Genomic DNA, 25,495 nt, shown 5'->3' with positions numbered 1-25,495 from the left:
GTGTCGACTACCTCGCGTACTCGCTCCCAGACCCGCCGCTCCCGCGCGCTCGGGATCGCCCTCACCCCGAAGGCCGCCCGCTACCTCGAGAAGCGCCCCTACGGCCCCGGCCAGCACGGCCGCACCAAGCGCAAGAGCGACAGCGACTACGCCGTCCGCCTGCGTGAGAAGCAGCGTCTCCGGGCCCAGTACGGCATCCGCGAGAAGCAGCTCGTCATCGCCTTCAAGGAGGCCCGCCGTCAGGACGGCCTGACCGGTGAGAACCTGGTCGAGCTGCTCGAGATGCGCCTCGACGCGCTCGTGCTGCGCGCCGGCTTCGCCCGCACCACCGCGCAGGCCCGCCAGCTCGTGGTGCACCGCCACATCCTCGTCGACGGCAAGATCGTCGACCGCCCCTCCTTCCGCGTGAAGCCGGGCCAGCTGATCCACGTCAAGGAGCGCTCCGAGGCGCTCGAGCCCTTCCAGGTGGCGGCCGCGGGCGGCCACGCCGAGGTGCTGCCCAACGTCCCGGGCTACCTCGAGGTCGAGCTCGACAAGCTCCAGGCGCGGCTCGTGCGCCGCCCGAAGCGCGCCGAGGTCCCCGTGACCTGCGAGGTGCAGCTCGTGGTCGAGTACTACTCGGGTCGCTGAGCCGCCCACGGCAACTCACCAGGGGCGCCGGAATCCGAGCGATCGGGATCCGGTGCCCCTGGTGTTTTCCCGGGCGCCCCGCATCCCAGGCGCTAAGCTTGAGGGGTGCTTCCGAGGCGCGGCGACACGGCCGCGCGCATACGGCGAAGGAGGAAACCGGACATGCGCAAACTGAGCTGGCTGCTGAGCGGTGTCGTGCTGGGCTTCGTCGCAGCGCATTTCGTGAACGGAACGCCCGGCGGACGCCGCTTCTTCGAGCGCGTGAATCGCGGCGTCGAGGAGTTCAACCGCGCGTTCTCGACCGGCTACCACGAGGCGGAGGCCGCCGTGGATGAGCTCGCAGACGACGTCGAGTCGGCGCTGAGCAAGCTGCGCGACAAGAACGCCGCCGACTGATCCTCGCGGATCGCGGTCCCGCGGGCCGATCCGCCGCACCACCCCCGACCCCCCGACCGCCCTCACCTTCGAAGGACCCCCATCCCGATGCAGACCGCTGAGATCCGCCGCCGCTGGCTCGACTTCTTCGAGCAGCGGGGACACACCGTCGTGCCCTCCGCCTCCCTGGTGAGCGACGATCCCAGCCTGATGTTCACGGTCGCGGGCATGGTGCCCTTCGTGCCGTATCTCTCGGGGCTGGTGCCCGCGCCCTACCCGCGGGCCACGAGCGTGCAGAAGTGCATCCGCACGAACGACATCGAGGAGGTCGGCAAGACTCCCCGGCACGGCACCTTCTTCCAGATGTGCGGCAACTTCTCCTTTGGCGACTACTTCAAGGAGGACGCGATCCGCTTCGCCTGGGAGCTGCTGACGAGCAGCGAGGCCGACGGCGGCCTCGGCTTCGACCCGGAGGACCTGTGGGTCACCGTCTACGAGGACGACGACGAGGCGCTCGCGCTCTGGAAGCAGCACTCGACGCTGCCGGACGAGCGGATCCAGCGGCTGGGCAAGGACACGAACTACTGGTCGACCGGTCAGCCGGGGCCCGCCGGCCCGTGCTCTGAGATCTTCTACGATCTCGGACCCGAGCACGGGATCGACGGCGGCCCGGCCACCGACGACGACCGCTACGTGGAGATCTGGAACCTCGTGTTCATGCAGTACCAGATCACCGATGTCCGCTCGAAGACCGACTTCACCATCGTGGGCGAGCTGCCCAACAAGAACATCGACACCGGCATGGGTCTCGAACGCGTCGCCTTCATCAAGCAGGGCGTGCAGAACATGTACGAGATCGACCAGGTGCGGCCCGTGCTCGACCGTGCCGCCGAGCTCGCCGGGAAGCGCTACGGGGCGAACCACGAGGACGACGTGCGCCTGCGCGTGATCGCCGATCACGTGCGCAGCGGCCTCATGCTCATCGCCGACGGGGTGACCCCGTCGAACGAGGGCCGCGGGTACATCCTGCGCCGCCTGCTGCGCCGGGTGATCCGCTCGATGCGGTTGCTCGGCGTGGAGGGTGCGACCTTCCCCGAGCTGTTCCCGGTGTCTCGCGACGCGATGAGCGCCGCCTACCCGCAGGTCGCGAGCGACTTCGACTTCATCTCGCGGGCGGCTTACGCCGAGGAGAAGACCTTCCTGCGCACGCTCGCCTCGGGCAGCCAGATCCTGGACACCGCCGTCGACGCCGCGAAGCAGGCGGGCGCCGAGGTGCCCGGTGACACCGCGTTCCTGCTGCACGACACCTACGGCTTCCCGATCGAGCTGACGCTGGAGATCGCGGAGGAAGCCGGTGTCGACGTGGACCGCGGCGTGTTCGCGACGCTCATGCAGGAGCAGCGCGACCGTGCCAAGGCCGACGCGAAGGCGAAGAAGGGTCAGCGGGCGGACCTCTCCGTCTACAAGGAGCTGCGCGGGCTCGGCGAGACCGCGTTCGTCGGCTACGACGAGCTCGTGCATGAGAGCCGGGTGCTCGGGATCGTCGTCGACGGCGCCCCCGCTCCCGAGGCGCGCGAGGGGCAGATCGCGGAGATCGTGCTCGCCGAGACCTCGCTGTGGGCCGAGTCGGGCGGGCAGGACTCGGATCAGGGGCTCATCGTGGGCGACGGCTTCGAGGCCGAGGTGCTCGATGTGCAGAAGCCGGTGCCGGGCCTGATCGTGCACACGGTGAAGGTGACCGTCGGCACGGTCGCGCTCGACGCGCGCGCCGAGACCCGCGTCGACGCCGACTACCGCCGCGGCGCCACGCAGGCGCACTCGGGGACCCACATCGTGCACGCCGCGCTGCGGGAGGTGCTCGGCCCGAACGCGCACCAGGCGGGCTCCTACAACAAGGCGGGCTACCTGCGCCTCGATTTCACGCACAGCGATGCGCTCTCGGCGGAGACGAAGAGCGAGATCGAGGAGATCTCGAATCTCGCGATCCGCAGCGACTACGAGGTGGTCACGCGGGAGATGCCGCTCGAGGAGGCGAAGGCGCTCGGCGCAATGGCCCTCTTCGGTGAGAAGTACGGCGACCGGGTGCGCGTGGTCGACATCGGCGGTCCGTGGTCGCGCGAGCTCTGCGCGGGAACGCACGTCTCCAGCTCGGCCGAGGTCGGCATGATCAGCCTCGTCTCCGAGAGCTCCGTCGGCTCCACGAACCGCCGGGTCGAGTCCCTCGTCGGCATCGAGGCCTTCCGGAACTTCGCGGCCGAGCGCACCATCGTGCAGCAGCTCACCAGCGGACTCAAGGTGCCCCGCGCCGAGCTCGTGACGAAGGTGCAGGATCTCGGCGCCCAGCTGCGCGCGGCGGAGAAGAAGATCGCGGCGCTGGAGGCCGAGAAGCTCACGCAGCGGGTGCCCGAGCTGCTCGCCGGCGCAGAAGAACTGAACGGCGTGCGCGCCGTGCTCGGCTCACTCGGCGCCGTCGGCTCGGCCGATGAGGTGCGCGCCCTCGCGCTGCAGCTGCGCGAGCGGCTCGGATCGGATCCCGGCGTGGTCGTGCTCGCGGGGGAGTCGGCCGGCAAGCCGCTCGTGATCGCCGCGACGACGGCGGCAGCCCGCGATCGCGGCGTGCGCGCGGGCGATCTGGCGAAGCTCGGCGCGGGGGTCCTCGGCGGTGGCGGCGGCGGCAAGCCCGACCTCGCCCAGGGCGGCGGCAGCGATGTGGCGAAGATCGGCGACGCGCTCGCCGAGATCCGCCGGAGCCTCGCGGGCTAGTGCGGCGCGGAACCCGTCTCGCGGTCGACGTGGGCAAGGCCCGCATCGGCGTCGCCCGGTGCGATCCGCACGGGATGCTCGCCACGCCGCTCGAGACCGTGCAGCGCGATGGGGGCGGGGCGACCGACCTCGCCCGGATCCTTGCCCTTGCCGAGGAGTTCGAGGCGATCGAGGTGGTGGTCGGGCTCCCGCTCAATCTGCGCGGGGAGCGCACTCCGTCGACCGACGACGCGGTGCGCTTCGCCGAGCGGCTCGCCGCTCGCGCCTCAGCGGCGCCGCAGGGGCCGGCCGTGCGCCTCGTCGACGAGCGGCTCTCGACGGTCTCAGCGCAGGGTCAGCTGCGGCAGGCGGGGAAGAACACGAAGAACAGCAGATCCGTCATCGACCAGGCCGCGGCCGTGGTGATCCTCCAGCACGCGCTCGACGTGGAGCGCGCGCGGGGGGAGGCGCCCGGGCGCGCCGTCGAAGCGGCGACCGGTCCCGAGGAGGAGACCCGATCATGAACGCACGCGTACACGGAGAGCCCCGACATCTCGGGAGGCGGATCCTCATCACGCTGCTCGTCGTCATGGTCCTGCTCGGGGGCCTCGCCGCGGCGGGCGCCGTCCTGTGGTCGTCCTACGGCGCGCAGGTCTCGCAGGCGCTCGGGTGGACCAGCAACGACTACGAGGGGGAGGGGCACGGTGAGACGATCGTGGTCGTGACCTCCGGGGAGATCGGCGAGGACGTCGCGAACAGCCTGGAAGAGGCGGGCGTGGTGAAGACCTCGGAGGCGTTCTACGAGCTGCTGCTCGCCCAGGAGCCCGCGGTGGAGTTCATGCCGGGCTCGTACCGGCTGCGCTTGGAGATGAGCGCGCAGGCGGCGCTCGACGCGCTCCAGGATCCGGCGAACCGGATGGCGTTCACCGCGATGATCCCCGAGGGCAAGACCGTGGCGCAGACGCTGGAGATCGTCTCGGCCGGCGCGGACATCCCGCTCGAGGAGCTGGAGGCCGCCGCGGCCGATCCCGCGGCCTTCGATCTGCCGCCCGGGGTGAGCAGCCTCGAGGGCTGGCTCTTCCCCGCCACCTACGAGTTCGAGGGGGACACCACGGGAGCGGAGGCCGTCGCCACGCTCGTGAACCAGCAGAAGGCCGTGCTCGACGAATTCGGCGTGCCGCTCGAGGATCGCGAGCGCGTGCTCAACATCGCCGCGATGGTGCAGCGCGAGGCCGGACGCGCCGAGGACTTCGGCAAGGTGGCGCGCGTGATCCAGAACCGCCTCGACCAGGGCATGAAGCTGCAGATGGACTCCACCGCCCAGTACGGCATGGGCCAGCACGAGGACGGGAGCGTCTGGTCCACGGACGAGGCCCTCGCCGACGACAACCCCTGGAACACCTACGTCCACGAGGGCCTCCCGAAAGGCCCCATCGCGAATCCCGGGCGCGATGCCATCGCCGCCGCACTGAATCCGGAGCCGGGGGACTGGCTCTACTTCGTGGCGATCGACCTCGACACGGGGGAGTCGGTGTTCTCGAAGACCAACGAGGAGCACGAGGCCGCGGTGCAGCGGCTCAACGAGTGGTGCGCCGCGAACCCCGGCAAGGGATGCTGAGTGTCTGACGGGGTGCTGCGGGAGCGGCTCGCGGTCCTCGGCTCTCCGGTCGCGCACTCCCGCTCGCCGCTCATCCACCGAGCCGCCTACGCGGTGCTCGGCCTCGACTGGGAGTACGGCAGGGAGCGCCTGGAACCCGAGGGGCTTGCTGGCTTCCTCGCCGCGCGAGGCCCCGAGTGGCGGGGCTTCTCGGTCACGATGCCGCTGAAGGAGGAGGCGCACCGGATCGCCGCCGTGCGGGATCCCGTCGCCGAGGAGAGCGGCGTGGTCAACACCCTGCTCCGGATCGCGAGCGGCGTGGGCCGGAGGCCGAGCTGGGCCGGTTTCAACACCGATGTGGCGGGCCTGGCCTCCGCGATCGCGCGTGCGGGACTCGATGCGAGCGCCACCGTGGTGATCGGATCCGGAGCCACTGCGGTGTCTGCCATCCTCGCCGCGCGCAGCCTCGGCGCCGAGCGGGTGACCGTGCTCGCCCGCCGGCCGGAGGCGCTCGCCGAACTCGCAGCGCGCTTCGACGGCAGCCGTGAGCCGGGCGCACCGGCGGCCCTCACGGTGGCCTCCGCCCCGCTTTCGGCGGATCCGGGCTCGGTGGCGGCGGAGGCACTCGCCTCGGCCACGCTCACCGTGTCGACGCTGCCCGGCCCCGCGGGCGCGGGGCTCGCGCTGCCGCCCGGCGCCGAGCGCGTGCCCTTGTTCGACGTCGCCTACAGTCCGTGGCCCTCGCCGCTCGCCGGCCGGTGGGCGGCGGCCGGGGGGAGGGCGCACGCCGGCATCGAGATGCTCGTGGAGCAGGCGATCGTGCAGATCAGGATCTTCGCGCACGGCGATCCGGGGCGCCGGCTCGACGCCGAGGAGCGCGTGCGGGAAGCGATGCGCGACGCGGCGCAGCTCCCCGGTGTGGGAGGATAGAGGGTATGCTGCGTTGGCTCACGGCCGGAGAATCCCACGGCCCCGAACTCATTGCCGTCCTGGAGGGACTGCCCGCGGGCGTCCCCGTCTCGCTCGACGGGATCCGCGAGGATCTCGCCCGCCGGAAGCTCGGTTACGGCCGCGGTTCGCGGATGAAGTTCGAGCAGGATGAGCTGCACCTCTCGGGCGGCGTGGTGCAGGGCGTCTCGATCGGCGGCCCCGTTGCGATCCGGATCGGCAACACCGAGTGGCCGAAGTGGACCGAGGTGATGAGCGCGGAGAAGACCGAGCTCTCGGAGAGGTCCCGCGGGCGCGGGGCTCCGCTCACGCGGCCCCGGCCGGGACACGCCGACCTGACCGGTATGCAGAAGTACGGCTTCGACGAGGCCCGGCCGGTGCTGGAGCGCGCGAGCGCCCGTGAGACCGCGGCGCGCGTCGCGCTCGGAGCCGTCGCGCGGGCCTTCCTCGCCGAGCTGGGCATCCGGCTCGTCAGCCACACCGTCTCGCTCGGGGAGGTCGCGGTGCCCGCCGGAGGTCCGCTGCCACGGCCGGAGGATGTCGCGGCGCTCGACGCGGACCCGCTGCGCTGCTTCGACGCGCAGACCAGCGCGCGCATGGTCGCGGAGGTCGACGACACGAAGAAGTCGGGGGACACCATCGGCGGCGTGGTCGAGGTGCTCGCCTACGGCCTGCCCGTCGGCCTCGGTTCCTACGTGCACTGGGACCGGCGGCTCGACTCGCGTCTCGCGGGCGCCCTGATGGGGATCCAGGCGATCAAGGCGGTGGAGGTCGGGGACGGCTTCGAGACGACGCGGCGGCGCGGATCCGTCGCTCACGACGAACTGCACATCGCCGACGGCCGCATCGCACGCGAGACGGGGCGGGCCGGCGGCATCGAGGGCGGCATGACCACCGGCCAGGTGCTGCGGGTGCGCGCGGGCATGAAGCCCATCGCCACCGTGCCGCACGCCCTGCCCACGGTCGACACGGCCACCGGTGAGGAGGCGAAGGCGCACCATCAGCGCAGCGACGTCTCCGCGGTGCCCGCCGCCGGCGTCGTCGCCGAGGCGATGGTGGCGCTCGTGCTGGCCGACGCCGTGACCGAGAAGTTCGGCGGCGACAGCGTGGCCGAGACGAAGCGCAATCTCGAGTCGTATCTGGCGGCGATCCCCGAGCGGCTGGCGACCGTCATCGAATCGTGAGCGGTCACCGGCGGGTGAACCGGGACGCCGGTCCGCCGGCGGCGACCCGGCCGAAGCCCGGCCCGCCCACGCAGCCGCTGCGGCAGATCCCGGCAGCCGAGGCCGAAGCGGCGGCTTCGTCGTCCGAGCCGGGGCAGCTCCGCGCGCCGCGCAGACGCCGGCGGCGGCGCGGGAGGGGCGGATCCCGCCTGCCCGAGCGGGCGATCGTGTTCGTCGGCCCCATGGCGGCCGGGAAGACGAGCCTCGGGAAGCGCGTGGCGCGCGAGCTCGGCATCGAGTTCGTCGACACGGACGCGGTGTTCGTGCGTAAGCACGGGGTGATCGCCGAGTTCTTCGAGCGACACGGGGAGGCCGAGTTCCGCAGGCTGGAGGCCGAGGTGATCGCCGAGGAGCTCGCGGTCCCGGGGCCCCGCATCGTGGCGCTCGGCGGCGGCGCGGTCATCGCCGAGCAGACGCGCCGGCTGCTGCGCGAGCACCCGGTGGTGCTGCTGATGACCACGCAGGAGGCGGTACTGCGCACCGCGAATATCGCCCGCCGCCCGCTGCTGCGGGATGACCCGGAGGCGTGGGGCCGCATCCTGGAGGAGCGCCGCGGCTTCTACGAGGAGGTGGCCGACGTCACCTACCGCACGGACCGGGCGACGAAGGAGCAGCTCGCGCGCCGGGTGGCGCAGTGGGCGCGCGGCTATGAGCGGCAGCGACGGCGCGCGGACGGTGCGCGACGCCACCGTGATGCCGCGCACGAGCCGAGTGAGGGAGAGTAGCAGATGGGTGAGGCCGTGAAGATCCCGGTGACGGGCGAGAGCGAATACTGCGTGACCGTGGGGCGGGGCATCCTCGACCGCGTTCCCGAGGCGCTCGGCGACCGCGTGGCGAAGGTGCTGATCGTGCACACCGCGACGGTCGGGAAGCTCGCCGACGAACTGCGCTCCTCGCTGCAGCGGCGATACGGCCAGGTGCTCCTCGCCGAGGTCCCCGACGCCGAGGCCGCCAAGCGGGTCGAGGTGGCGGCGTTCTGCTGGCAGATCATGGGGCAGGCGGACTTCACCCGCACCGACGCCGTGATCGGGCTGGGCGGGGGCGCGGTCACCGATCTTGCCGGCTTCGTCGCGGCGACCTGGCTGCGCGGGGTGCGCCTGGTGCAGATCCCGACCACCGTGCTCGGCATGGTCGACGCCTCGGTCGGGGGCAAGACCGGCATCAACACGGCCGAGGGCAAGAACCTCGTCGGCTGCTTCTACGCGCCCTCCGCCGTGCTCTGCGATCTCGAGCTGCTCGACACGCTGCCGAGGAACGAGATCCTCGCGGGCTTCGCGGAGGTCGCCAAGTGCGGCTTCATCGCCGAGCCCGAAATCCTCGACCTCATCGAGGCCGACACCGCCCGCGCCACCGATCCCGCGAGCCCGGAGTTCCAGAGGCTCATCGAGCTCGCGATCGGGGTGAAGGCGCGCGTCGTCTCGGAGGACTTCCGGGAGGGCGGGCTGCGCGAGATCCTGAACTACGGCCACACCCTCGGCCACGCGATCGAGCACGCCGAGCGCTACCAGTGGCGGCACGGGGTGGCGATCGCGATCGGCATGATGTTCGCGGCGGAGCTGGGGCGCATGGCGGGATCGCTCTCCGACGAGGCCGTTGAGCGGCACCGCCGCGTGCTCAGCCTGCTGTCGCTGCCGCTGAGCTACCCCGCGGGCCGCTGGCCCGGGCTGCTCGCAACGATGCAGCGCGACAAGAAGGCGCGCGCCGGGATGCTCCGCTTCATCGTGCTCGACGAGATCGGCAAGCCCCGCGTGCTCGCCGGCGTGGACGAGTCCGTGCTCCATTTCGCCTACCAGGAGATCGCGAGCTAGGGTCCCGCCGGGCCCCGGCCAGGCCCGCTGCGCCGGTGCCCGGCTTCGGCCGGAACCGGGCACCGGCAAGGCTCAGGCCGTGACGGCCGCGCCGAGCCGGAAGCCCTGACCGGAGAGGATGAGCGCGAGCACGCGCCGGTCCTCCCGGTGCATGACGCCCTCGACGAAGCGGCCGAGCGCGCGATCGAGGGTGACCGCCCCTCGGCTCTCCGCCACCTTCTGCAGCACCGCGACGAGCGTGCGGGGAGCCAGCACCGCCTCCTCCAGGCCTGGGCGGCCGTCGATCTCGCGCTCGGTGCTGAGGTACTCGCCGAAGCCCTCGCCGTGCGCGCCCGTGAACACCTGCTGGCTGATGAAGGCCGCGCGTGCCGCGCGGAACAGCGAGTCGGCGTCGATCCCCTCGGGGAGCCGCCCCCGCTCGTCGGCGACGGCGGCCGCAGCGAGCAGCGCGTTCTCCTCGGGGAATTCCTCGTAGCCCCGGCCCGCGTCCGGGTAGTGCACGCGGTACGCGTTCGCGCCGAAGCGGTTGACGAGCTCGGCGCTCAGCCGTTCCAGTCCGCGGTAGCGGTGCGGGGTCTGCTCATTGGCGGTGGCGAGGATCGCGAAGCCCGGTGCGATGCGCACTTCCCGGCCCGCGTCCTCCTGCACGCCGAGCGCGTCACCGGGGCGCAGCTGCAGTATCCGGTTCAGGCGCTTCAGGAACTCGGCGGGCATGGCGTTGATCTCGTCGAGGATCACGGGCCGCCCCTCGGTCATGGCGCGCAGCAGCGGCCCCGGCACGAAGGCGCTCACGGTGGCGCCGTCCTCGGCGCGCAGCTCGTGTGCCCCGATGAGCTGTGCGCTCGTGATGTCGCCGTACCCGGAGACCAGCTCCGCTTCGCGTCCGAGGACCGCGTGCGAGAGGTGCTCCGCGAGCGCGGTCTTCGCGCCGCCCGTCTCGCCCACCAGCAGCACCGGCGAGCCGCTCGCCAGCGCGGGCCCGGCCTCGGCGATGATCTCGCGCATCTGCCGGGTGAGCAGCAGCCCGTCACGGAGTTCGCGCCGCGCCTCCCGCAGGCGCATCGCGCCGAGCGCGTCCAGCACGCCGTCCCGCCGGGAAGCCGTGGTGATGCCGCTCGGAACGGCCGGTTCCTCAGGGGCGTGCTCCCGGAGCCCGGCGGCGCGGCGCCGTTCCGCCGCGGTGAGCGCACGGCGCTGGGAGCGTGCGCGCGCCTCGATCCGCTCGGCCTCCGCGAGACGCCGGAGCCGTGCCGCGCGCTCGCGTTCGACGCCGACCGCGATCCGGAGGGTGCGGGCCCGCTCGTCGAGCGCCGCCTCGATCGTGGCCCGGCGGGCGGGATCGTGCAGCAGGCGGGCGAGCTGCGCGTCGAGCGAGGCGAGATCGCCGTCGTGCGCCGAGCCGGGATCCCCGGCCGCCTCGATCCGGCCGCCCCGGTCCGCCCCGCGGGGGACGACGCCGGCCGTGCCGCGCTCCTCCGCCGCGATCGCACGCAGCACGCGACGCCGCTCCTCCCAGAGCACCCGGGCCTCGTGCAGCACCGGATCCGCATCGAACGCCAGCATGCCCGTCACGCTATCACCCTGCACGGTCCCCGGGGCCGGCGCCCCCGGTAGGGTGTGTGCATGGACGCGCGCGAGGAGCTGCCCGCTCGCGAGCTCGCGGCGGCCGGCGAAGGACTGGCGGCGGCCCGCGAGGGGCTGGCGGCGGCGGGGGCACTGCTCGGGGTCACCGTCGCCGTGAGCGACGATCGATCCTGGGAGCTGGTGCGGACGGCGGGTGGCCGGGCCGAGCTGCGCGTGGGGCTCGGCTGGTATGCGGAACGGGGACACGGGGCGGATGAGGCGGTGGCGCTGGCCATGCTCCAGCTCTGGGGAGGGGGGCGCTTCGGCGGGAGGGCGCCTGCCCGTGCGCGCCGCGCCGACTCGCTCGCCGCCGCGCTGCCCGGCAGCGCACCGCTGCTCGCCGCCGTGACCCGGCTCCAGTCCGCGGCCGAGCTGCTCACCGCGATGCCGGGCCTCCGGCCCCGGCTCGAGGCCGCGGTGGTGCGCGGGCTCCCCGGCGATCTCGCGCCGCTGCCCCGCCACCTGCAGTGGCTCGTCCTGCTGCTGCGCTCCGGGGCCGGAGCCGGACCGGGCGCCGGGGCCGGGAGGCCGGCGGGCGGCGAGACGGCGAAGGTGACCGGCGCAGCGGGGGCCGCGGCGGAGGTCGCGAGGGAGTGGCGCGAGCTGTGGCGCCGCGCCGCTGCCGGCGCCGACCCGCTGCGGCGGGTGCTGGCCCCGGACCCCGGGCGGGATCCGCTCGAACGCTTCGAGCGCGCGCTGGCGCTGCTGCTGCCCCCGTATCGTCGGCTGCTCGCCATCGACGCGCGCGAGCGGGGCTGGGGCGAGCCGGGCGGAGCAGGAGGGACGGACGAGTCCGACCCGGGCGCCGACGGCGTGGCGGCGGGCGCGGCTGCGGGGGAGGCGGAGGCGGAGGCGCAGCAGGACGACGAGGGCGGCGGCGCCGGCGAGACCGCGCCGCCGGAGGACGAGGAGGACCCGGCCCGTCCCGGCGAAGGCCGCGAGCGCGCGGAGGGCGCGGATCTCTTCGCCGCCGAACAGGCCGGTTTCGTGCGAGCGGTGCTCGACACGCCCCTGCCAGCGGAGGGCGCGCTGCTCCGCGAGCTCGCCGAGATCGATGCGGCGGCCGAGGCGGGCGATCCGGCCCCGGACGAGGATCGTGAGAGCGCCGGAGGGGCGGGGGCGGGCGCCGCCCTCGCCGCCCGGCAGTACCGGGACCGCGCCGCCCGCCTCGCGGAGCCGATCGAGCGCATGCGGGAGGTGTGGGCGCGCGTGATCGCAGAGCGCGTCGCGAGCGTGCGCGCGCCCGGTCGCCGCGCCGCTCCCGAGGGGGAGATGCTGGATCTCGGCTCGCTCGCTCGCGCCGTCGCGGAGGCGAGCGCCGGCGTGGAGCGGCCCGCGGCCTACCTGCGCCGCGAGCGGAGGGATCGTCGCACGCAGCGTGCCGGCAGCACCGACTACGTGCTGCTGGTCGACCGCTCAGCATCGATGCGGGGACGCGCCGCCGAGGCGGCAGCGGATGCGGCGCTGATCATGCTGGAGGCCATGGCCGGTGCCGCCCGGGACATCGCGCACGCCGAGCAGCGGCACCGCGTCGATCTCGAGCTGGAACTGCGCACCGCGCTCGTGCTCTTCGACGCGGAAGCGCGCCTCGTCAAGCCGCTCTCCGCCGGCCTCGACGACGCGGAGCGGCTCGAGATGATCGCCGGCATCCGCTCGCCGCGCGGCTCCACGGCCGACGCGGCGGCGCTGCGGCTCGCGGCGGCGCAGCTCGGGCTGCTCGGGGGCGGCGGCGGGGAAGGCCGCGAGCGGCGGCGCGTGGTGATCGTCGTCAGCGACGGCGGCTCCGACGACGACGCCGCGGCCGCCGCGGAGCTGCGGCGGCTGCGGGCGGCGGGCGTCGGCGTGCACGGGATCGGGATCGCCTCCGACGAGGTGGTGCGGCGCTACGCTCCGAGCAGCCGGAGGATCGATGACCCCGAGCGGATCGCCGATGCGATCGGGGAACTGCTGGAGGGTGGTCTACCGTGACAGGCATGGGACTGGAGATGCTCGGAGCACCGGAGGATGACGGCCGCGATGGCCTGCGCCTCGCACGTGCGCTGTTTCCCGCGATGGCAGCGGAGCTCGACGCCGCCTACGCGGCCACGGCGGGAGGGGCGGACGTGCCCGGCGCGGCGGGCCAGGCAGGCGGCGAGCAGGGCGACTTCGACGCCTGGCTCGATGCGCGCGCCGCGCAGCTGCGGACCGAGTTCGCCGAGGCCCCGTTCGCGGAGTTCGGCGACGCGGAGGTGCGCGAACGCCTGGCGGAGGCGCACGCCGCTGCGCGGCGCATTGCGGGGTGGGTCGGCCTGCCCCTTCCCGAGCCCGAGGCCTTCGCCGCTGTCGGGGCCGACGTCGCGGGCCTGGCGGCGGCGCTGGGCGGCGATCCGACCCTCGCGCCGGTCTTCGCGCCGCACGGGCTCGGGGCCGAGGGCTGGCGCCGGCTCTTCGCCCGTGGCTCGGAGCTGCGCGGGGCCGAGCACGGGGGTCGCGCGCTCCGACTCGCGCTGGCGGGCGAGGTCGAGCAGGAGTTCGCGCTGCTCGACGCCGCACCGGGGGCGGGCACTCCCGCGGTGCGCGGCGAGGGTCCGGTGCGCTGGACGCTGCGGCTCGTGCCCGCCGGTCTCGCCCCCCCGGTGCTCGGCCTCGGCTACGCCCACGGCCCGCACGCGAGCCTCCCCGAGATGCTCATGCTCCAGCTCGAGCGATACCTCGCGGACCGTCCGCTGCTCGACGCGCGCAGCTTCACCTGGCTTGCCGGGCCGCTCGCGGACGGCAGGCTCGCCGCGCGTCACGTCTACGACGCGGCGGAGTCGACGGTGCGGATCAGCTCCCGGGAGCCGGGCAACCAGGGTCCGCATCTCGGCTCACGTCCGCCGATCGGCTGATCCCGGATCGGGCCTCCCGGTTCCGGCGCGCGGCGCGGCGCCCGAGCTCACTCCCAGGCGCTGATCGCCTCGTCCCGGGTCGAGGGCAGGCGGGTTCCGCGCCCCCACGCCAGGATCTCCTCCGGCACGCGCAGCGCCTCGGGATCGGCCCCGCTCTTCGCGATGATCTCGGCCACGGGCACCGTGCCGCCGGCCCGCCGGAGGATGCGTCCGCGCACCACGGCGCGGGCGTAGATCTCGGGGCGCCGGGCGGCGTCCGGTCGCACGAAGCGCTGCTCGATGTACACCGCCTGCTCGTCGAAACCGAGAATGCGCGATTCGATCCAGAACCGCATCCAGGGATTCAGCGAGCGACGGTACGAGATCGTCTGGCCCACGACCACCGGGTACCAGCCCTCGCGCCGGAACAGCTCCCACACCCCGTTGCGCTGGATCAGGTCGAAGCGCGCGACGTCCATGATCGAGAGGTACTTGCCGTTGTTCATGTGCCGCAGGATGTCCAGGTCGGTCGGCCAGACCCGGAAGCGCGAACGGCTGACGTCGCCGAAGCCGAGCCGGCGGCCCCGCGGGCCGACGAACCACTGATGCCAGAGGGTGCGGAAGATCATGTGCATGGGCGAGATCATAGGAGCGGTGCCCGCCCGCCCGCACCTCGATTGTGCGCGAGCTGCAAGGCGCCCGGCAGCCGCGGTGTACGATTGACTGGCGTCGCACGGCGCACGCACCCCGAAGAACCCGGAGAAGACTGAGCACATGGCAACCTCGAACGACATCAAGAACGGCACCGTGATCAAGGAGAACGGTCAGCTCTGGAGCGTGGTCGAGTTCCAGCACGTCAAGCCGGGCAAGGGCGGCGCCTTCGTGCGCACCAAGCAGAAGAACGTCGTCTCGGGCAAGATCATCGACAAGACCTACAACGCGGGCGCGAAGATCGAGACCGCGAACGTGGATCGCCGCGACTACCAGTACCTCTACCAGGACGGCGCCGACTTCGTCTTCATGGACCAGAGCGACTACGACCAGCTCACCGTCTCGGGCACCGTCGTCGGCGACGCCGCGAAGTTCATGCTGGAGAACCAGCAGGTGCAGATCGCCCTCCACGAGGGCGAGCCGCTGTACCTCGAACTGCCCGCCTCGGTGGTGCTCGAGGTCACCTACACCGAGCCCGGCCTGCAGGGGGACCGGTCCACCGGCGGCACCAAGCCCGCCACCGTCGAGACCGGCGCCGAGATCCAGGTGCCGCTGTTCCTCGAGACGGGCACGCGGGTGAAGGTCGACACGCGCACCGGGGAGTACCTCGGCCGCGTCAACGACTAGTCCCCGCACGCCATGAGTGCCCGGACCAAGGCGCGCAAGCGCGCCCTCGACATGCTCTTCCAGGCCGATGTGCGGCAGGAGCCGATCCTCAGCATCGTGAACGCCGAGGCGAAGCGAGCGGCCGGCGAGCCCGACCGCGCCGCGTCCTGGCTCTACGCGCGGGAGATCGTCGACGGAGTGGCGGACCACCGCGAGGAGATCGACGAGCTGCTCGTCAGCTACGCGCAGGGGTGGACGCTGGACCGCATGCCCCACGTCGACCGTGCGCTGCTGCGGATCGCCGCCTGGGAGATCCTCTTCAACGCGGAGGTTCCGGCGGCGGTGGCCATCGACGAGGCGATCGAGCTCGCCAAGGAGTACTCGACGGACGACTCCGGCCGCTTCGTCAACGGCGTGCTCGGCAAGATCGCCGACCACGCCGCGTCCTAGGGCATCCCCTCCACGGCCCCGGGGGCTGCTAAGCTAGACGGGTTGCAGCTTTTCTTTAAGAGCCGTCCCGTGAGGCGGAGAAGGGAGGCTCGAATATGGGTACGCGAACAGTGCTGGACGGCGCTGAGGTCTCGCGGGCGCTGACTCGAATCTCGCACGAAATCATCGAAGCGAACAAGGGCGTTGCGGGGCTGGTGCTCGTCGGCATCCCCACGCGCGGATCGCTGCTCGCGCGACGCATCTCCGACATCATCTCCCGCATCGAGGGAGCGGAGGTGCCGGTGGGCAGTCTGGACGTCACCATGTACCGCGACGACCTCGCCCATCACCCCACCCGTGCCCCGCAGCCGACCTCCATGCCCGCCGCCGGCATCGACGGCGCGACCGTCGTCCTCGTCGACGATGTGCTCTACTCGGGACGCACCGTGCGCGCAGCGCTCGACGCGCTGAACGATCACGGTCGCCCGCGGGCCGTGCGGCTGGCGGCGCTGATCGACCGCGGGCACCGCGAACTGCCGATCCGCGCCGACTACATCGGCAAGAACCTGCCCAGTTCGAAGCACGAGCGCATCTCGGTGCGGCTCGCGGAGATCGACGGCGAGGACGCGGTGACGATCGGAGACGGCCCCGGTGCGGCGGCCCTAGGGGAGGGCGCCGTATGAGGCACCTTCTCGACACGCGCACGCTCAGCCGCGACGACGCGATCCTCATCCTCGACACCGCGGAGGACATGGCGGACGCGCAGCAGCGCGAGATGAAGAAGCTGCCGGCGCTGCGCGGCAAGACCGTCGTCAACCTCTTCTACGAGGATTCGACGCGCACCCGCATCTCCTTCGAGGCCGCCGCGAAGCGGCTCTCGGCCGACGTCATCAACTTCAGCGCGAAGGGCTCCTCGGTCTCGAAGGGGGAGTCGCTGAAGGACACGGCGCAGACCCTGCAGGCCATCGGCGCCGACGGCGTGGTGATCCGGCACCCCGCCTCGGGCGCCCCCGACCGGCTGGCCCGCAGCGGCTGGATCGACGCGGGCGTGCTCAACGCCGGCGACGGCACGCACGAGCACCCCACCCAGGCGCTGCTCGACGCCTTCACCATGCGCCGTCGGCTCTTCGCCGGGGACAGCCGGGGCCGCGACCTCGACGGGGTATCCGTGGTGATCGTCGGCGACATCGCCCACTCCCGGGTGGCACGCTCGAACCTCTGGCTGCTGAACGCGCTCGGCGCGCACCTCGCCTTCGTGGCGCCGGAGACGCTGCTGCCCTACGGAGCCCGGGACTGGCCCGTCAGGATCCACCACTCCCTCGACGATGCGCTGCGCGAGGAGCGCCCCGAGGTGGTGATGATGCTGCGCATCCAGAGCGAGCGGATGCACGCCGCGTTCTTCCCCAACGAGCGCGAGTACGCGCGCAACTGGGGCCTCGACGACGCCCGCCTCGCGGGTCTCGGCGAGGAGACGATCGTGATGCACCCCGGCCCCATGAACCGCGGCCTGGAGATCTCCGCGCGCGCGGCCGACTCCGAGCGCTCCACCGTGCTCGAACAGGTCGCCAACGGCGTCTCGGTGCGCATGGCCGCCCTCTACCTGCTGCTGTCCGGCGAACGGAGTACCTCATGAGCAATCCCGAGCTCCTCATCCGCGGCGCGCGCCTCGCCGCCCAGCTCACCGAGCGCGGCGGAGACCCGGGCGACGCCCCGGCCGTCGATCTGCGCATCTCGGACGGCCGCATCGTCGAACGAGCGGCGCAGGCGGACGGCGGGCTCGCGGCCCGCGACGGCGAGCGGATCATCGAGGCCGAGGGCCTGATCGCGCTCACCGGCCTCGTCGATCTGCACACGCACCTGCGCGAACCGGGCTTCGAGCAGTCCGAGACGGTGCTCACCGGCACGCGGGCGGCCGCGGCCGGCGGCTTCACGACCGTGTTCGCGATGGCGAACACGCTCCCCGTGCAGGACACGGCGGGCGTGGTGGAGCAGGTGCAGCGCCTCGGGGACGCCGCCGCCTACGCGACGGTGCGTCCGATCGGCGCCGTCACCGAGGAGCTCGGCGGCGAGCGGCTCAGCGAGATCGGCGCGATGGCCCAGTCCCGCGCCGCAGTGCGGGTCTTCTCGGACGACGGCAAGTGCGTGCACGACCCGCTGCTCATGCGCCGCGCCCTCGAGTACGTGAAGACCTTCGACGGGGTGATCGCGCAGCACGCGCAGGATCCGCGCCTCACCGAGGGCGCGCAGATGAACGAGGGCGCCCTCTCCAGCGAGCTCGGCCTGAAGGGATGGCCGGCGGTCGCCGAGGAGTCGATCATCGCCCGCGACGTGCTGCTCGCCGAGCACATCGGCGCCCGCCTGCACATCTGCCACCTCTCCACGGCGGGCTCGGTCGAGGTGGTCCGCTGGGCGAAGGCTCGCGGCGTGCAGGTGACCGCCGAGGTCACGCCGCACCACCTGATCCTCACCGAGGAACTGGTGCGCAGCTACGACCCCCGCTACAAGGTGAACCCGCCGCTGCGCCGCGAGGAGGACGTGCGCGCGCTGCGCCGCGCGGTCGCCGAGGGCGTCATCGACATCATCGCCACCGACCACGCCCCGCATCCGGTCGAGGCGAAGGAGTGCGAGTGGGACGCCGCGGCCTTCGGCATGGTCGGACTCGAATCCGCGCTGCCGATCGCGCTGCTCACGCTGATCCAGGAGGGCCACGTGAGCTGGGCCGAGCTGGAGCGGCTGCTCTCGCAGCGGCCCGCGGAGATCGGGCGGCTCGCCGGGCATCCCGCCGCGCTTGAGCCGGGGGCCGTCGCCGATCTCGTGCTCGTGGACCCCGCCGGCGTCAGCGTCTTCGACCGGGCGCGGCTGCGCGGCCGCAGCGTGAACTCGCCCTATCTCGGCATGGAACTGCCGGGCCGGGTCGCGTACACGGTCCGCCACGGGTATCTCACGCTCGACGACGGCGAGCTCGCTGAGCCGGAGGCGGTCGCGGCGGCCGCCGGGCAGGGGGGCGAACGGTGAGCCAGACCAGCTACGTGATCCTGATGGCGGCCGTCGCGGGGCTCGCGCTGCTCGGCATGTGGTTCGCCTGGCGCGCCCGCGCGCGACGGGACCGCGGCGTCGAGGCGCCCGCGGCCGAGCTCTCGGGCGCCACCCTGCTGCACCTGCCACGCGCCTCCTACGTCTCGACCACCCCCGAGGGCTCGCCCTTCGAGCGGGTGTCGATCCCGAGCCTGCGCTACAAGGGCTACGCCGAGCTCACCGTGCTCAGCGACGGCGTGATCATCGCCGTCACCGGCGAGACGCCCGTGCGGATCCCCGCCGGACGGCTGCGGGGAACCGGCACGGCGAGCGGGCGCGTCGGCAAGGCCGTCGAGCGCGACGGCCTCTCGCTGCTGCGCTGGGCGGCGGGGGAGCGCGTGCTCGAATCCAGTTTCCGCCTCGCGAACCCGGCCGAGCAGGCCGCGTTCGCCAAGGCCATCGATCAGATCTCAACCCACGCTTCGACGTCTCGGGAGGGCGCGAAATGAACACTGTCACTGCCACCCACTCCGCCTCCGAGGTCACGGCGCCGCCGGCATCCGCCGTGCCCCTCGGTCCCGCCGTGCTCGTCCTGGAGGACGGCACCCGCTACACCGGCCGCGCCTACGGCGCCACCGGCCGCACCCTCGGTGAGCTCGTCTTCTCGACCGGCATGACCGGCTACCAGGAGACCCTCACCGACCCCTCCTACGCCGGTCAGATCGTGCTCATGACGGCGCCCCACATCGGGAACACCGGCGCGAACGACACCGACATGGAGTCGCGCAAGATCTGGGTCGCCGGCTTCGTGGTACGCGATCCCGCGCGCCGCGTGTCGAACTTCCGTGCCCAGCGCTCCCTCGACGAGGACCTCGTCGCCGACGGGGTGGTCGGGATCTCCGGCATCGACACCCGCGCCGTCACCCGCCATATCCGCTCGGCCGGCGCCATGCGCGCCGGGGTGTTCTCGGGCAGTGAGCTGGAGCTCCCCGAGGAGGAGCAGCTGCGCCTGGTGCGCGAGCAGGAGCCGATGGCGGGCAAGAACCTCTCCGCGGTGGTCACCACGCCCGAGCGCTACGAGGTGCCCGTCGCCGACGGCGTCGAGCGGATCGGCACGATCGCGGTGCTCGATCTCGGCGTCAAGCGCGCCACCGTGCAGTACCTCTCCGAGCACGGCTTCGACGTGATCGTGCTGCCCGCCACCACCTCGCTCGAGGAGATCCGCGCACTCGCCCCCGACGCGCTGTTCTATTCGAACGGCCCCGGCGATCCCGCCGCGAGCGACGCCCAGGTGGAGGTGCTGCGCGGGCTCCTGCGCGACGGCGTGCCCTACTTCGGCATCTGCTTCGGCAACCAGCTGCTCGGCCGCGCCCTCGGATTCGGCACCTACAAGCTGCCCTTCGGCCACCGCGGCATCAACCAGCCCGTGCTCGACAAGCGCACCGGCCGGGTCGAGATCACCTCGCAGAACCACGGCTTCGCGGTCGACGCCCCCATCGAGGGCGAGCTCGATTCGCCCGCCGGGCTCGGCCGGGTGCAGGTGAGCCACTACAGCCTCAACGACCAGGTGGTCGAGGGGCTGGAGTGCCTCGACATCGCGGCCTTCTCGGTCCAGTACCACCCGGAGGCCGCGGCCGGTCCGCACGACGCCTTCTACCTCTTCGATCGTTTCCGCCAGCTGGTCAAGGAACGGGCCGCGCAGCCCGCCGCCGGCGCAGAAGGAGCCAACTAAGCCATGCCCAAGCGTTCAGACATCAACTCCGTCCTCGTCATCGGCTCCGGCCCGATCGTCATCGGGCAGGCCGTCGAGTTCGACTATTCGGGAACCCAGGCCTGCCGCGTGCTGCGCGAGGAGGGCGTGCGCGTCATCCTCGTGAACTCGAACCCGGCGACGATCATGACCGACCCCGACTTCGCGGACGCCACCTACGTCGAGCCGATCACGCCCGAGGTCATCGAGTCGATCATCGTGAAGGAGCGCCCCGACGCGATCCTGCCCACCCTCGGCGGCCAGACCGCCCTCAACGCCGCCATGCAGCTGCACGAGCGCGGGATCCTCGAGAAGCACGGCGTGGAGCTCATCGGAGCGAAGGTCGATGCGATCCGCCGCGGCGAGGACCGCCAGATCTTCAAGGACCTCGTCATCGAGTCGGGCGCCGATGTGGCGCGATCGCACATCGCCCACACGCTCGAGGAGGCGAAGGAGTTCGCGAAGGATCTCGGCTACCCGCTCGTCGTGCGGCCCTCCTTCACGATGGGCGGGCTCGGCTCGGGCTTCGCCTACACCGAGGAGGACCTGATCCGCATCGCCGGCGACGGCCTGCACTACAGCCCGACGAGCGAGGTGCTGCTCGAGGAGTCGATCCTCGGCTGGAAGGAGTACGAGCTCGAGCTCATGCGCGACACGGCCGACAACACGGTCGTGGTGTGCTCCATCGAGAACGTCGACGCCGTGGGCGTGCACACCGGCGACTCGATCACGGTCGCGCCGGCACTCACGCTCACCGACCGGGAGTTCCAGAAGCTCCGCGACATCGGCATCGACATCATCCGGCGCGTCGGCGTCGACACCGGCGGCTGCAATATCCAGTACGCCGTGGACCCGAAGACGGGCCGCATCATCGTCATCGAGATGAACCCGCGCGTCTCCCGCTCCTCGGCGCTCGCCTCGAAGGCGACCGGCTTCCCGATCGCGAAGATCGCCGCGAAGCTGGCGCTCGGCTACCGCCTCGACGAGATCCCGAACGACATCACCCAGAAGACGCCGGCGAGCTTCGAGCCGACCATCGACTACGTCGTGGTGAAGACCCCGCGCTTCGCCTTCGAGAAGTTCCCGGCCGCCGACGACACGCTCACCACCACCATGAAGTCGGTGGGCGAGGCGATGGCGATCGGCCGCAACTTCACCACCGCGCTGCAGAAGTCGCTGCGCTCGCTGGAGAAGCGGGGCACTTCGTTCCACTGGGCAGACGAGCCCCAAGAACGCGAAGCGTTCGACGGGTCGGCTGGTGCCGCTACAGCGGCAGCCCGCAGGGCACAGCGAGTCGAGGAGCTGCTGGAGCGGATCAAGCGCCCCACGGACGGCCGGATCGTCGACGTGCAGCAGGCACTGCGGCTCGGCGCGACCATCGAGCAGGTCTTCGAGTCGACCGCGATCGACCCCTGGTTCCTCGACCAGATCGTGCTCATCAACGAGGTGGCCGAGCTCGTGAAGACCTCGCCGCAGCTCACCCTCGACGTGCTGCGCGAGGCGAAGGACCACGGCTTCTCCGATGCGCAGATCGCCGCGATCCGGGGTGTCTCCGAGTCGGAGATCCGCGGCCTGCGGCACGGCCTCGGCTTGCGACCCGTTTACAAGACGGTCGACACCTGCGCGGGCGAGTTCCCCGCGCTCACGCCCTACCACTACTCCTCCTACGACCTCGAGACCGAGGTCGCGGCGAGCGATCGCAAGAAGATCGTGATCCTGGGCTCCGGCCCGAATCGCATCGGCCAGGGCGTCGAGTTCGACTACTCCTGCGTCCACGCCTCCTTCGCGCTCTCCGAGGTGGGGTACGAGACGATCATGATCAACTGCAACCCCGAGACGGTGTCCACCGACTACGACACCTCGGACCGCCTCTACTTCGAGCCGCTGACGCTCGAGGACGTGCTGGAGGTGATCCACGCCGAGCAGCGCTCGGGCGAGCTGCTGGGCGTCGTGGTGCAGCTCGGCGGGCAGACCGCGCTCGGGCTCGCCCAGCCGCTCAAGGACGCTGGGATCCCGATCCTCGGCACGACCCCCGAGGCGATCGACCTCGCCGAGGAGCGCGGCGCGTTCTCGGGGATTCTGCAGCAGGCGGGCCTCGTCGCCCCGCGCAACGGCACCGCGATCGACATGGAAGGCGCGATCCGCGTCGCCGAGGAGATCGGCTACCCCGTGCTCGTGCGGCCCTCCTTCGTCCTCGGCGGGCGCGGCATGGAGATCGTCTACGACACCGATTCCCTGCGCGGCTACTTCGACCGCATCGAGGGCCACGCGCTCGTCGGCCCGGGGCACCCGCTGCTCGTGGACCGGTTCCTCGACGACGCCATCGAGATCGACGTCGACGCGCTCTACGACGGCGAGCAGCTGTACGTCGGCGGCGTGATGGAGCACATCGAAGAGGCCGGGGTGCACTCGGGGGACTCCAGCTGCACGCTGCCCCCCGTCACCCTCGGCCATGATCAGATCGCACGGGTGCGCGAGGCGACGCTCGGCATCGCCGAGGGCATCGGCGTGCGCGGCCTGCTCAATGTGCAGTTCGCGATCGGGCAGGGCGTGCTCTACGTGCTGGAGGCGAACCCGCGCGCTTCGCGCACGGTGCCCTTCGTGTCGAAGGCGCTCGGGATCCCGCTCGCCAAGGCGGCCTCGCGCATCATGGCGGGGGAGACCATCCAGCAGCTCATCGACGCCGGCTTCCTGCCGGAACGAGACGGCTCACGGGCCCCGATCGACGCGCCGATCGCGGTGAAGGAGGCGGTGCTGCCGTTCAAGCGCTTCCGCACCCATGAGGGGCTCGTCGTGGACTCGCTGCTCGGGCCGGAGATGCGCTCGACGGGCGAGGTCATGGGCATGGACCGCGACTTCCCGACGGCCTTTGCGAAGAGCCAGTCGGCCGCGGGGAGCGAGTTGCCCACGAGCGGCACCGTCTTCCTCTCGGTGGCGGATCGCGACAAGCGCTCGATCGTGCTCCCGGCCCTGCGCCTGCAGGAGCTCGGCTACCGGATCCTCGCCACGCAGGGCACCCAGGTGGTGCTCGCCCGCAACGGCATCTCCTCCGAGGTGGCGCGCAAGCACTCCGCGCACGCCGACGGCGACACGATCGTGGACCTGATCAACCGCGGTGAGATCGACATGATCGTGAACACCCCCTCGGGCTCTGCCGCGCGCGCCGACGGCTACGAGATCCGCGCGGCGGCCATCGCAGCCGACAAGCCGATCTTCACCACGATCTCGGAGCTCTCCGCGGCGGTGGGGGCGGTCTCGGCGCAGCAGCAGGGCTTCGCGGTGAAGTCGCTGCAGGAGTACGAGCGGGATCGTCAGGCCGCGAAGGCCGCGGCCGGGGCGGCCTGAGCGTGGCCGCTTCGTTCTCGGATCGGCTCGGCGAGGCCCTCGCCGCCCGGCGGCACCTCTGCGTGGGGATCGACCCGCACCGGGGGCTGCTGGCTGACTGGGGCCTCGCCGATGACGCGGCCGGCGCCGAGCGCATGGGCCGTGAGGTGGTCGCGGCCGCCGCTGGGGTGGCGGCCTGCGTGAAACCGCAGATCGCCTTCTTCGAGCGCTTCGGCTCCGCCGGCTACGCCGCACTCGAACGAGTGCTGGCCGACGCTCGCGGCGCGGGCGTGCCGGTGATCGCGGATGTGAAGCGCGGAGACATCGGGACGAGCTTCGCAGCGTACGCGGAGGCGTGGCTGGCTCCGGGGTCCCCGCTGGAGGCGGACGCGATGACGGTCGCCGCGTATCAGGGATTCGGCAGTCTCGCGGGCGCCTGCGAGCTCGTGCGGGAACACGGCAAGGGGCTGTTCGTGCTCGCCGCGACCTCGAATCCCGAGGCCCGGGAGGTGCAGCGCGCCCAGCGCTCGGACGGTCGCTCCGTGGCGCGTGCGATGGTCGATGACGCGCTCGCCTGTGTCTCGCCGCGTGACACGCACGTGAGCTCGGTCGGCGTGGTGCTGGGCGCCACGCTTCGGCTCGAGGACTTCGGCATCGACACCGGCCTGCCGCCGGCCAGGCCGGCGCTGCCGGTGCTGGCGCCCGGCTTCGGGCACCAGGGGGCTCGCATCGAGGACGCCCGGGAGATCTTCGGCGGTCTCGGCTGGGCGCTGCTCGCGAACGAGTCGCGCAGCCTGCTCGGCGGGGGAGCCGAGGGGCTCGCGACGCGTATCCGTGAGCGCTCCGAGCTTGTCGGCGAGGCGCTCGCGAGCCCGTAGCATACGATGCCATCAGCCGTTTTCGACCGCCGACTGGAGCACCCATGATGAACGACCGTGAGACGCCCGCCATGCCCGAGGTGGATCGCGTCGCGGCCAACCGCGCTGCGATCGCGGCCCGCCGGGCGCGTGCCGAGCTGAAGCGGCGCCTGCGTGCCGGCGAGATCTCGCCGTTCCGGGTGCTGGAGCAGTCGCGGGTCCCCGGCAGCCCCGCGGCCTCGCTGCGCATCACCGACTTCCTGCTCTCCTTTCCCTCGGTGGGCGCCGTGAAGGCGGAGCGGATCCGCGAGCAGCTCGCGATCTCGGAGCGCAAGCGGCTCGGGGGGCTCGGCGCGCTGCAGCGTGAGCGGCTGGAGTCCTTCGTCCGCGAGCGCACCGGTGCCTCGCCGGCCGGGGGACCGCCGCCGCTGACCGTGCTGGCCGGTCCCACCGCGGTCGGGAAGGGGACGGTCGCCGCCTACATCCGCGAGCACTACCCCGACATCCGGCTCTCCGTGTCGGCGACGACGCGGGCCCCGCGGCCCGGTGAGGAGGAGGGTGTTCACTATTTCTTCGTCGACGACGAGCGCTTCGACCGGATGCTGGCCGGCGGGGAGCTGCTGGAGTGGGCGACGGTGCACAACCGCTTCCGCTACGGCACCCCGCGTGGTCCGGTGGTGGAGGCGGCCGAGCGCGGCGAGCCGGTGCTGCTCGAGATCGACCTGCAGGGCGCCCGGCAGGTACGGGCGAGCATGCCGGAGGCGCGGCTGGTCTTTCTCGCGCCGCCGAGCTGGGAGGAACTGGTGGACCGGCTCGTGGGGCGCGGCACCGAGGATGCGGAGGAGCGGGAGCGCCGGCTCGCGACGGCTCGCGTGGAGCTGGCTGCGGCGGACGAGTTCGACGAGGTGATCGTGAACGACGAGGTGCCGCGTGCGGCGGCGCGGCTCGTCGAGCTGATGCGCGGCGAGTGACGGGCCGCGCCGAGCGGTTCGGGCCGTGCGGGTCCGGCAC

The 25,495-nt window shown here is 72.4% G+C and carries 22 protein-coding genes and 1 pseudogene; 21 read left to right on the top strand and 2 right to left on the bottom strand.

Annotated elements, in window-relative coordinates:
• From rpsD to aroB, 9 genes are all read left to right on the top strand, one after another.
• Positions 1-630, top strand: coding sequence for a 30S ribosomal protein S4 (gene rpsD / locus B4915_RS04025; RefSeq protein WP_105804534.1), 630 nt, complete (start codon positions 1-3; stop codon positions 628-630).
• A gap of 162 nt (positions 631-792) precedes the next feature.
• Positions 793-1,026 (top strand): hypothetical protein, encoded by a 234-nt coding sequence (locus B4915_RS04020; protein WP_105804533.1) that lies wholly within the window; start codon positions 793-795, stop codon positions 1,024-1,026.
• A gap of 87 nt (positions 1,027-1,113) precedes the next feature.
• Complete coding sequence (gene alaS, locus B4915_RS04015; RefSeq protein WP_105804532.1) at positions 1,114-3,768, top strand: alanine--tRNA ligase; 2,655 nt, start codon at positions 1,114-1,116, stop codon at positions 3,766-3,768.
• Positions 3,768-4,271, top strand: a complete 504-nt coding sequence (ruvX, locus tag B4915_RS04010; RefSeq protein WP_105804531.1) for a Holliday junction resolvase RuvX — start codon at positions 3,768-3,770, stop codon at positions 4,269-4,271. The genes alaS and ruvX overlap by 1 nt, the downstream gene beginning before the upstream one ends.
• Complete coding sequence (gene mltG / locus B4915_RS04005; protein WP_105804530.1) at positions 4,268-5,365, top strand: endolytic transglycosylase MltG; 1,098 nt, start codon at positions 4,268-4,270, stop codon at positions 5,363-5,365. Before ruvX ends, mltG begins: the two co-directional genes overlap by 4 nt.
• The gene (locus B4915_RS04000; RefSeq protein WP_245907326.1) at positions 5,366-6,274 is read left to right on the top strand and encodes a shikimate dehydrogenase family protein; all 909 of its coding nucleotides are present in this window, start codon (positions 5,366-5,368) and stop codon (positions 6,272-6,274) included.
• A 5-nt stretch (positions 6,275-6,279) separates the two neighbouring features.
• Positions 6,280-7,476 carry a chorismate synthase gene (aroC, locus tag B4915_RS03995; protein ID WP_105804529.1) on the top strand — a complete coding sequence of 399 codons (1,197 nt, stop codon included), beginning with the start codon at positions 6,280-6,282 and terminating at the stop codon, positions 7,474-7,476.
• Positions 7,473-8,240 carry a shikimate kinase gene (locus B4915_RS03990; RefSeq protein WP_105804528.1) on the top strand — a complete coding sequence of 256 codons (768 nt, stop codon included), beginning with the start codon at positions 7,473-7,475 and terminating at the stop codon, positions 8,238-8,240. Before aroC ends, B4915_RS03990 begins: the two co-directional genes overlap by 4 nt.
• A 3-nt stretch (positions 8,241-8,243) precedes the next feature.
• Positions 8,244-9,323 (top strand): 3-dehydroquinate synthase, encoded by a 1,080-nt coding sequence (gene aroB, locus B4915_RS03985; RefSeq protein WP_105804527.1) that lies wholly within the window; start codon positions 8,244-8,246, stop codon positions 9,321-9,323.
• 72 nt (positions 9,324-9,395) lie between these two features.
• Here aroB and B4915_RS03980 read toward each other — a convergent pair whose 3' ends face one another.
• Positions 9,396-10,886: an AAA family ATPase gene (locus tag B4915_RS03980; RefSeq protein WP_245907325.1), complete on the bottom strand. Its 1,491-nt coding sequence runs from the start codon at positions 10,884-10,886 to the stop codon at positions 9,396-9,398.
• A gap of 60 nt (positions 10,887-10,946) precedes the next feature.
• Here B4915_RS03980 and B4915_RS03975 point away from each other — a divergent pair, with 60 nt between their 5' ends.
• Positions 10,947-12,914, top strand: a complete 1,968-nt coding sequence (locus B4915_RS03975) for a vWA domain-containing protein (RefSeq protein ID WP_105804525.1) — start codon at positions 10,947-10,949, stop codon at positions 12,912-12,914.
• A gap of 5 nt (positions 12,915-12,919) precedes the next feature.
• Positions 12,920-13,813, top strand: a complete 894-nt coding sequence (locus tag B4915_RS03970) for a hypothetical protein (RefSeq protein WP_245907324.1) — start codon at positions 12,920-12,922, stop codon at positions 13,811-13,813.
• A gap of 47 nt (positions 13,814-13,860) precedes the next feature.
• Here B4915_RS03970 and B4915_RS03965 read toward each other — a convergent pair whose 3' ends face one another.
• Positions 13,861-14,427 (bottom strand): thioesterase family protein, encoded by a 567-nt coding sequence (locus B4915_RS03965; RefSeq protein WP_181158449.1) that lies wholly within the window; start codon positions 14,425-14,427, stop codon positions 13,861-13,863.
• 139 nt (positions 14,428-14,566) lie between these two features.
• Here B4915_RS03965 and efp point away from each other — a divergent pair, with 139 nt between their 5' ends.
• The 10 genes and pseudogenes from efp to gmk all read left to right on the top strand — a co-directional run bounded on the left by efp (position 14,567) and on the right by gmk (position 25,455).
• Entirely contained in the window at positions 14,567-15,130 is a 564-nt protein-coding gene (efp, locus tag B4915_RS03960; RefSeq protein WP_105804523.1) for an elongation factor P, read from the top strand.
• 12 nt (positions 15,131-15,142) lie between these two features.
• A complete protein-coding gene (gene nusB, locus B4915_RS03955; RefSeq protein ID WP_105804522.1) occupies positions 15,143-15,559 on the top strand; it encodes a transcription antitermination factor NusB in 417 nt (138 codons plus the stop codon).
• Positions 15,560-15,651: 92 nt separating this feature from the next.
• A pseudogene (gene pyrR / locus B4915_RS03950) lies at positions 15,652-16,221 on the top strand (bifunctional pyr operon transcriptional regulator/uracil phosphoribosyltransferase PyrR); the annotation flags it as partial.
• Complete coding sequence (locus B4915_RS03945) at positions 16,218-17,171, top strand: aspartate carbamoyltransferase catalytic subunit (RefSeq protein WP_105804520.1); 954 nt, start codon at positions 16,218-16,220, stop codon at positions 17,169-17,171. The pseudogene pyrR and the gene B4915_RS03945, both read left to right, overlap by 4 nt.
• A complete protein-coding gene (locus B4915_RS03940) occupies positions 17,168-18,553 on the top strand; it encodes a dihydroorotase (protein ID WP_105804519.1) in 1,386 nt (461 codons plus the stop codon). The genes B4915_RS03945 and B4915_RS03940 overlap by 4 nt, the downstream gene beginning before the upstream one ends.
• Positions 18,550-19,062, top strand: coding sequence for a PH-like domain-containing protein (locus tag B4915_RS03935; protein WP_105804518.1), 513 nt, complete (start codon positions 18,550-18,552; stop codon positions 19,060-19,062). The genes B4915_RS03940 and B4915_RS03935 overlap by 4 nt, the downstream gene beginning before the upstream one ends.
• Positions 19,059-20,285 carry a glutamine-hydrolyzing carbamoyl-phosphate synthase small subunit gene (gene carA, locus B4915_RS03930; protein ID WP_105804517.1) on the top strand — a complete coding sequence of 409 codons (1,227 nt, stop codon included), beginning with the start codon at positions 19,059-19,061 and terminating at the stop codon, positions 20,283-20,285. Before B4915_RS03935 ends, carA begins: the two co-directional genes overlap by 4 nt.
• 3 nt (positions 20,286-20,288) lie before the next feature.
• Complete coding sequence (gene carB / locus B4915_RS03925; RefSeq protein WP_105804516.1) at positions 20,289-23,648, top strand: carbamoyl-phosphate synthase large subunit; 3,360 nt, start codon at positions 20,289-20,291, stop codon at positions 23,646-23,648.
• Positions 23,649-23,650: 2 nt separating this feature from the next.
• The gene (gene pyrF, locus B4915_RS03920; protein WP_105804515.1) at positions 23,651-24,505 is read left to right on the top strand and encodes an orotidine-5'-phosphate decarboxylase; all 855 of its coding nucleotides are present in this window, start codon (positions 23,651-23,653) and stop codon (positions 24,503-24,505) included.
• A gap of 47 nt (positions 24,506-24,552) precedes the next feature.
• The gene (gmk, locus tag B4915_RS03915; protein ID WP_105804596.1) at positions 24,553-25,455 is read left to right on the top strand and encodes a guanylate kinase; all 903 of its coding nucleotides are present in this window, start codon (positions 24,553-24,555) and stop codon (positions 25,453-25,455) included.
• The last annotated feature ends 40 nt before the right edge of the window (positions 25,456-25,495 follow it).

It is taken from the genome of Leucobacter massiliensis, assembly GCF_002982315.1.
Classification (GTDB): domain Bacteria; phylum Actinomycetota; class Actinomycetes; order Actinomycetales; family Microbacteriaceae; genus Leucobacter; species Leucobacter massiliensis.
Note: the sequence above shows the minus strand (reverse complement) of the source record. Positions and strands in the feature narration are given on the sequence as shown.

What these genes read in the sequence shown, in the direction of transcription:
- aroC (WP_105804529.1), top strand. Translation starts at nt 6,280, where the DNA reads ATGCTGCGTTGGCTCACGGCCGGAGAATCCCACGGCCCCGAACTCATT.
- aroB (WP_105804527.1), top strand. Translation starts at nt 8,244, where the DNA reads ATGGGTGAGGCCGTGAAGATCCCGGTGACGGGCGAGAGCGAATACTGC.
- carB (WP_105804516.1), top strand. Translation starts at nt 20,289, where the DNA reads ATGCCCAAGCGTTCAGACATCAACTCCGTCCTCGTCATCGGCTCCGGC.
- B4915_RS03965 (WP_181158449.1), bottom strand. Translation starts at nt 14,427, where the DNA reads ATGCACATGATCTTCCGCACCCTCTGGCATCAGTGGTTCGTCGGCCCG.
- mltG (WP_105804530.1), top strand. Translation starts at nt 4,268, where the DNA reads ATGAACGCACGCGTACACGGAGAGCCCCGACATCTCGGGAGGCGGATC.
- B4915_RS03975 (WP_105804525.1), top strand. Translation starts at nt 10,947, where the DNA reads ATGGACGCGCGCGAGGAGCTGCCCGCTCGCGAGCTCGCGGCGGCCGGC.
- carA (WP_105804517.1), top strand. Translation starts at nt 19,059, where the DNA reads ATGAACACTGTCACTGCCACCCACTCCGCCTCCGAGGTCACGGCGCCG.
- B4915_RS03940 (WP_105804519.1), top strand. Translation starts at nt 17,168, where the DNA reads ATGAGCAATCCCGAGCTCCTCATCCGCGGCGCGCGCCTCGCCGCCCAG.
- B4915_RS04020 (WP_105804533.1), top strand. Translation starts at nt 793, where the DNA reads ATGCGCAAACTGAGCTGGCTGCTGAGCGGTGTCGTGCTGGGCTTCGTC.
- alaS (WP_105804532.1), top strand. Translation starts at nt 1,114, where the DNA reads ATGCAGACCGCTGAGATCCGCCGCCGCTGGCTCGACTTCTTCGAGCAG.
- B4915_RS03970 (WP_245907324.1), top strand. Translation starts at nt 12,920, where the DNA reads ATGGGACTGGAGATGCTCGGAGCACCGGAGGATGACGGCCGCGATGGC.
- efp (WP_105804523.1), top strand. Translation starts at nt 14,567, where the DNA reads ATGGCAACCTCGAACGACATCAAGAACGGCACCGTGATCAAGGAGAAC.
- nusB (WP_105804522.1), top strand. Translation starts at nt 15,143, where the DNA reads ATGAGTGCCCGGACCAAGGCGCGCAAGCGCGCCCTCGACATGCTCTTC.
- gmk (WP_105804596.1), top strand. Translation starts at nt 24,553, where the DNA reads ATGAACGACCGTGAGACGCCCGCCATGCCCGAGGTGGATCGCGTCGCG.
- B4915_RS03980 (WP_245907325.1), bottom strand. Translation starts at nt 10,886, where the DNA reads ATGCTGGCGTTCGATGCGGATCCGGTGCTGCACGAGGCCCGGGTGCTC.
- B4915_RS03945 (WP_105804520.1), top strand. Translation starts at nt 16,218, where the DNA reads ATGAGGCACCTTCTCGACACGCGCACGCTCAGCCGCGACGACGCGATC.